The sequence below is a fragment of the Saliniramus sp. genome (assembly GCF_035311605.1).
In the GTDB taxonomy this organism is placed as follows: Bacteria; Pseudomonadota; Alphaproteobacteria; order Rhizobiales; family Beijerinckiaceae; genus Saliniramus.
Genome location: NZ_DATGCW010000360.1, coordinates 1 through 4,125 on the forward strand (window position 1 = coordinate 1; position 4,125 = coordinate 4,125).

General features: G+C 64.4%; 6 protein-coding genes and 1 pseudogene. 1 reads left to right on the forward strand and 6 read right to left on the reverse strand.

Annotated elements, in window-relative coordinates; translation table 11 throughout:
* The 6 genes and pseudogenes from VKP01_RS15960 to VKP01_RS15985 all read right to left on the reverse strand — a co-directional run.
* Positions 1-753 (reverse strand): annotated as a pseudogene (locus VKP01_RS15960) (baseplate multidomain protein megatron); the annotation flags it as partial.
* The gene (locus VKP01_RS15965) at positions 750-1,211 is read right to left on the reverse strand and encodes an NlpC/P60 family protein (RefSeq protein WP_324414045.1); all 462 of its coding nucleotides are present in this window, start codon (positions 1,209-1,211) and stop codon (positions 750-752) included. The pseudogene VKP01_RS15960 and the gene VKP01_RS15965, both read right to left, overlap by 4 nt.
* Entirely contained in the window at positions 1,208-2,080 is an 873-nt protein-coding gene (locus VKP01_RS15970; RefSeq protein ID WP_324414047.1) for a DUF2163 domain-containing protein, read from the reverse strand. The genes VKP01_RS15965 and VKP01_RS15970 overlap by 4 nt, the downstream gene beginning before the upstream one ends.
* Positions 2,081-2,121: 41 nt before the next feature.
* Positions 2,122-2,760 (reverse strand): DUF2460 domain-containing protein, encoded by a 639-nt coding sequence (locus VKP01_RS15975; RefSeq protein WP_324414049.1) that lies wholly within the window; start codon positions 2,758-2,760, stop codon positions 2,122-2,124.
* An 80-nt stretch (positions 2,761-2,840) separates the two neighbouring features.
* Positions 2,841-3,095, reverse strand: coding sequence for a hypothetical protein (locus tag VKP01_RS15980; RefSeq protein ID WP_131817742.1), 255 nt, complete (start codon positions 3,093-3,095; stop codon positions 2,841-2,843).
* The gene (locus tag VKP01_RS15985) at positions 3,092-3,637 is read right to left on the reverse strand and encodes a hypothetical protein (RefSeq protein WP_324414052.1); all 546 of its coding nucleotides are present in this window, start codon (positions 3,635-3,637) and stop codon (positions 3,092-3,094) included. The genes VKP01_RS15980 and VKP01_RS15985 overlap by 4 nt, the downstream gene beginning before the upstream one ends.
* A gap of 181 nt (positions 3,638-3,818) precedes the next feature.
* Here VKP01_RS15985 and VKP01_RS15990 point away from each other — a divergent pair, with 181 nt between their 5' ends.
* Entirely contained in the window at positions 3,819-4,061 is a 243-nt protein-coding gene (locus VKP01_RS15990) for a YdcH family protein (RefSeq protein ID WP_324414054.1), read from the forward strand.
* Positions 4,062-4,125: the final 64 nt, after the last annotated feature.

Here is a 4,125-nt window from a genome sequence, read left to right on the forward strand (position 1 = left end):
GGGGCCGATCACCTGCATGACGAGCGTCGGATCATACCCGCACTCCGCCGCCGCCGGGATCAGACAGACGGAACGGATCATCGCGCCGACGCCCTCGCCCGGGCGCACCACCTCGAAGGTGAATTGCGGCACCCGGTTGCCGAAATCGGCCAGCGGCAGGCGCTCGAATACGACATAAGCCAGCCCGCGATAGGCCGGCGCCCGATCCGCCCCCTCCTTGGCCACGATCAGCGCATCGGGCTGCTGATGGGCGCCGCCGCGATGCACGCGCATGGTGATCTGCGTCAGCTCCACCTCGCGCCCATCGGCCCAGACCCGGCGCACGAAGGCGATCGGGCCCTCGCAAAGGCCTATGGCGAGATTGGCATAGTAGGAATAGCGCACTTCCTTCGTGGTCACGGTGGAACCGCCACCGCCACCGGAATTGCGAAAAAAACCCTTGCCGCCCTGCCGCCCGGTCCGCTCCACCGTGACGTCGACCTGCTCCTCGAACCGCGTGGCCCAGATCACCTGGCCGCCGATCCGCGCGCGGCCATAAACACGCGGGATCGGCGCGCCTTCGCTGGAAGCGAGCCCCTGCATCTCGGCGAGGCGCGGCCCTTCCAGCACCCGGTATTCATGGGTGGCGAACAAAGCACCGTCGATGGCCGACCCCGCCATCGTTCCCAGCGTCTGCCCAAGCATGGCGCCGACCGGGCCGGCGACGGCGCCGCCGATCGCCTGACCGGCGGTTTGCAGGATCATCGTGGTCATCGATGGGCATCCTCTTCATGAAAGGCGCGCGGCGCGCGGGGCGGGAAGGCGAAGCTCGCGGCGAGATGACGCTGCCACCAGCCGCCCAGCGCGACCTCGGCCACGCAGGCCCCGTCATGGGCATGGATCATCCGACCCGTATCGGTAGCGATGGCGCAATGCTTGGCGGGAAGCCCATCACGCCAGCGGAAGATCAGGACCCGCCCGGGGCCCGGCGCATCAACGGGGATCAGGTGGCGTCCGGCAGCGGCAAGCAGGCGTTCCGTATTACCCGCTTCGGCCCAGTCCGGGCGATAGGCGCCGGGATGCTCCGGCTCGCAGCCCATCACCATGCGCCAGACGCCCCGGATCAGGCCCAGGCAATCGCATCCCACACCGCGCAATGAGGCCTGATGGCGATAGGGCGTGCCGATCCAGCTGCGCGCGGCGGCGACGATGGCGGCTTCGTGCGGGCTCATCGGAACAGGCTCCCGCCATCGAGCCCCGCCTCGCCCTGACGCGGCACACGCAGGATGAAATCATTGCCCGGCATATGCGGGAAGCCGCGGAAATTCACGCTATTGCCGAACTTGTTGCGGCAAGTCGCAAAGGTCTTGTCGCAACCGGGTGTCACGGTCACCGTATCGCCCGGCGCGACGGGGCGCGGGGCGCGCTGCCACAGGGCGACCGCGCCGTCAGCACCATGGCTGCGGATCTCGACGGCAAAACCCGCATTCTCGCCGCTCGTAAAGATGAGCTTGCCGCCGCTGAACCAGGCCTCCGCCTGCCCCGCGATCCCGCTCAGGGTGAGATGCAGCGCATCCGCGCTTGCAATGACTATTGCCTCGACCGGCGTGATCGTCACCCCGCAGGCGGCATCGCCAAGGTCGGCCGAACAGGCAGCGCGGTAGAGCCGCCCGCTCTCCTCGTCGAGGCGATGGGTGAGCCCGCGCAACTCCATGACGAAGGCGCCGTCGGCACGCCGGATCTCGCCGACATGGAACAGGTCGATCAGGAGGCGCTGGCCAGGATCCTGCCAGTTGACCAGCCAGAATTCGATGCTCGCATCGTCATAAAGACCAGCCTCTACATCGTCTTCCGTGATACCGCCCGACATCAGCGCTCCGGCGACGTCACCGCCCGAGACCGCGAAGCCGAGTTCCTGCGTGGCCTCGGCGGCGTCGAGGCCGGTGCCGGCATGAAAAGTGGTGGCGTCGAATGCGAGGTCCGCATCGTGGTCGGTAAAGCCCATGATCGCACCGTCGCGGCGGATCAACCGCCAGCAGCGGCACAGGCTCGTCACCCCCGCCGCGAGATGCGCGGCGAGGTTCTCGTCGATCTGTCGCATGGGAAGTCTCTTTGAAACGGTGTTGGAGCGCGCCACGCGCCTCAGGGAACGATTTCCACCATCGGCACATTTGGCACCGCGCCGGCCTCGAAGGCGGAAAGGTCGATATCCAGGGAATCCGTGTCGAAGCGCACCGGCACGTCAAACGCGTATCCCGCCGTCAGCACGCTGCCTTCCGGCGGCGGCGTGAGCAGCGTCACCTGTCCGGTGGTCACATCGGCCACGAAATCGACGTTGGGGACCAGTTCATTGCCGTCGCGCGCGACGCGCACACTGCTCGCGACCGGCTTCGCGATCGGGCGGGTATAGGGCGCATGGGCGCCGCCATAGGTCTTGGTGAGCTGAAAGACGAGGGTTTCCCCGTCGCCCGTTCCGAGCGGCTGGTCACCGGGACCGGGCGTCGCACCGGGCGGGCCGGAGCGGCAATCAACCCGATCATGCAGCCTGAACCCGGTCAGGCGCCCGCGCCGTTCCTCGAAGAAGGCGATCACCGCATGCAGATCGTCGAGGCTGCGCACCCCGAGCCCGGCATCGTAGCGCCGACGCGAGCGCGCCCAGCGCGCATTGCGGCTCTCGGCCCCCGATGCCAGCGTCACCACATCCGTGCGCCGCACCGGCCCGCCCCGCGCACCGCGCGCCACGGAGAAAGGAAAAGAGATTTCGTGGAAGGCCTGGAGCATGCCCTTACCTCCGGAAGTAAAAACGCAAAAAGCCCCGGCACTGCCGGGGCTTTAATGAAAACCGGTTCTGGCGGATGCGGTCAGGCGGCATCCGCGAAGAGATCATCATCGTCGAACGGGTCGCACCCTTCGAGACCATCCTTATCGGCGACGAGAATGTTGCCGTCATCATCGCCCCAGGTCGCCCAGAGCGCGTCGTCAATCTCATCGATCATGGTGTGCGTGCTTTCGGCATGCACTTCCTCTGCGCGCTTGCGAGCGAACTCGATCGCGTCGACGAGAAGATCCGTGTCGACCGACACCATTTCCTCAACTGCGTTCTGTTTCGCTGTCATCGCACATTCCTACTCATATAGACGCCACCGACTTTCGGCAGCTTGTATGGCGTAAAGCCGTATTTTTCGTAAACCCGACTGTCAACCGGATCCTTGATCAAAACGCGTTCAGCACGCAAAAGTTTCGCATATTCGTGCGCACAAGGCAATATCAGCGTTAGCACGCCTGTTATCGCCGTAGGAGCGAAACTCCTTTCGACCCAATGTATCGTCAAATGGGTCTTGGAATTCGACGGCTTGCCCAATGCAAGCCCCTGCAGAATGCGCCCATGTCCCTCAATCTCTTGCCAGACTGCAAGGTTGAAGAATGAAACGCGGTTCCTGAACTTGTAATATAAGCGCTCCCAGCTATACGAAAAGCCCTCATGCGTATCCGGACCGTAATGTTTCGGCCATTCCTTTCGCGCCTCTTCGAGCGCAGCGTCACAGATCGACGCCAGCGTGACCCCCTTGAAGCGCGTAACCCCGACACGCGCGCTCTTCGCGTTGATTTTCGACGCGATATGCTCGCGCGCAAGGCGCTGAAGCTGCGCGTAGCGCAATTCGTTATCCTCACGAAGACACATTCACACCCCACCCTGAAAAGCAATTTCGACGTGCATGCCATATGCCAGAGCACCCGAAAACCGTTCGCACGACCTTCGCCATTGACAATTCTCAAGGCGCGGTCGCGTCGAATCCGATTGTGTGGAGCAGAAGGCTTTCAAAAAAGGAGAAGACACGATGAGCCACGTCCCGCACGAACTGGCCGAGGAATTCCCGGACAAGGTGCAGCAGATCCATGATCTGAAGATGGCCGATGCCCATTTCGCCAAACTCGCGGACGAGTATCACGAGGTAAATCGCGCGATCCACCGCGTCGAGACGCGCGTCGAGCCGACGACCGAGGAAGTCGAACACGACATGCGGCGCAAGCGGCTGCAACTCAAGGACGAGATCGCCGCCATTCTCGAAAAGGCGGCCTGAGGTCTCACGTCGCGCGGCGCCCCCGGGCCACGGCCCGGGCGAGCGTCGCCGAGACCTGGCTCTC

What these genes read in the sequence shown, in the direction of transcription:
- VKP01_RS15990 (WP_324414054.1), top strand. Translation starts at nt 3,819, where the DNA reads ATGAGCCACGTCCCGCACGAACTGGCCGAGGAATTCCCGGACAAGGTG.
- VKP01_RS15975 (WP_324414049.1), bottom strand. Translation starts at nt 2,760, where the DNA reads ATGCTCCAGGCCTTCCACGAAATCTCTTTTCCTTTCTCCGTGGCGCGC.
- VKP01_RS15980 (WP_131817742.1), bottom strand. Translation starts at nt 3,095, where the DNA reads ATGACAGCGAAACAGAACGCAGTTGAGGAAATGGTGTCGGTCGACACG.
- VKP01_RS15965 (WP_324414045.1), bottom strand. Translation starts at nt 1,211, where the DNA reads ATGAGCCCGCACGAAGCCGCCATCGTCGCCGCCGCGCGCAGCTGGATC.
- VKP01_RS15970 (WP_324414047.1), bottom strand. Translation starts at nt 2,080, where the DNA reads ATGCGACAGATCGACGAGAACCTCGCCGCGCATCTCGCGGCGGGGGTG.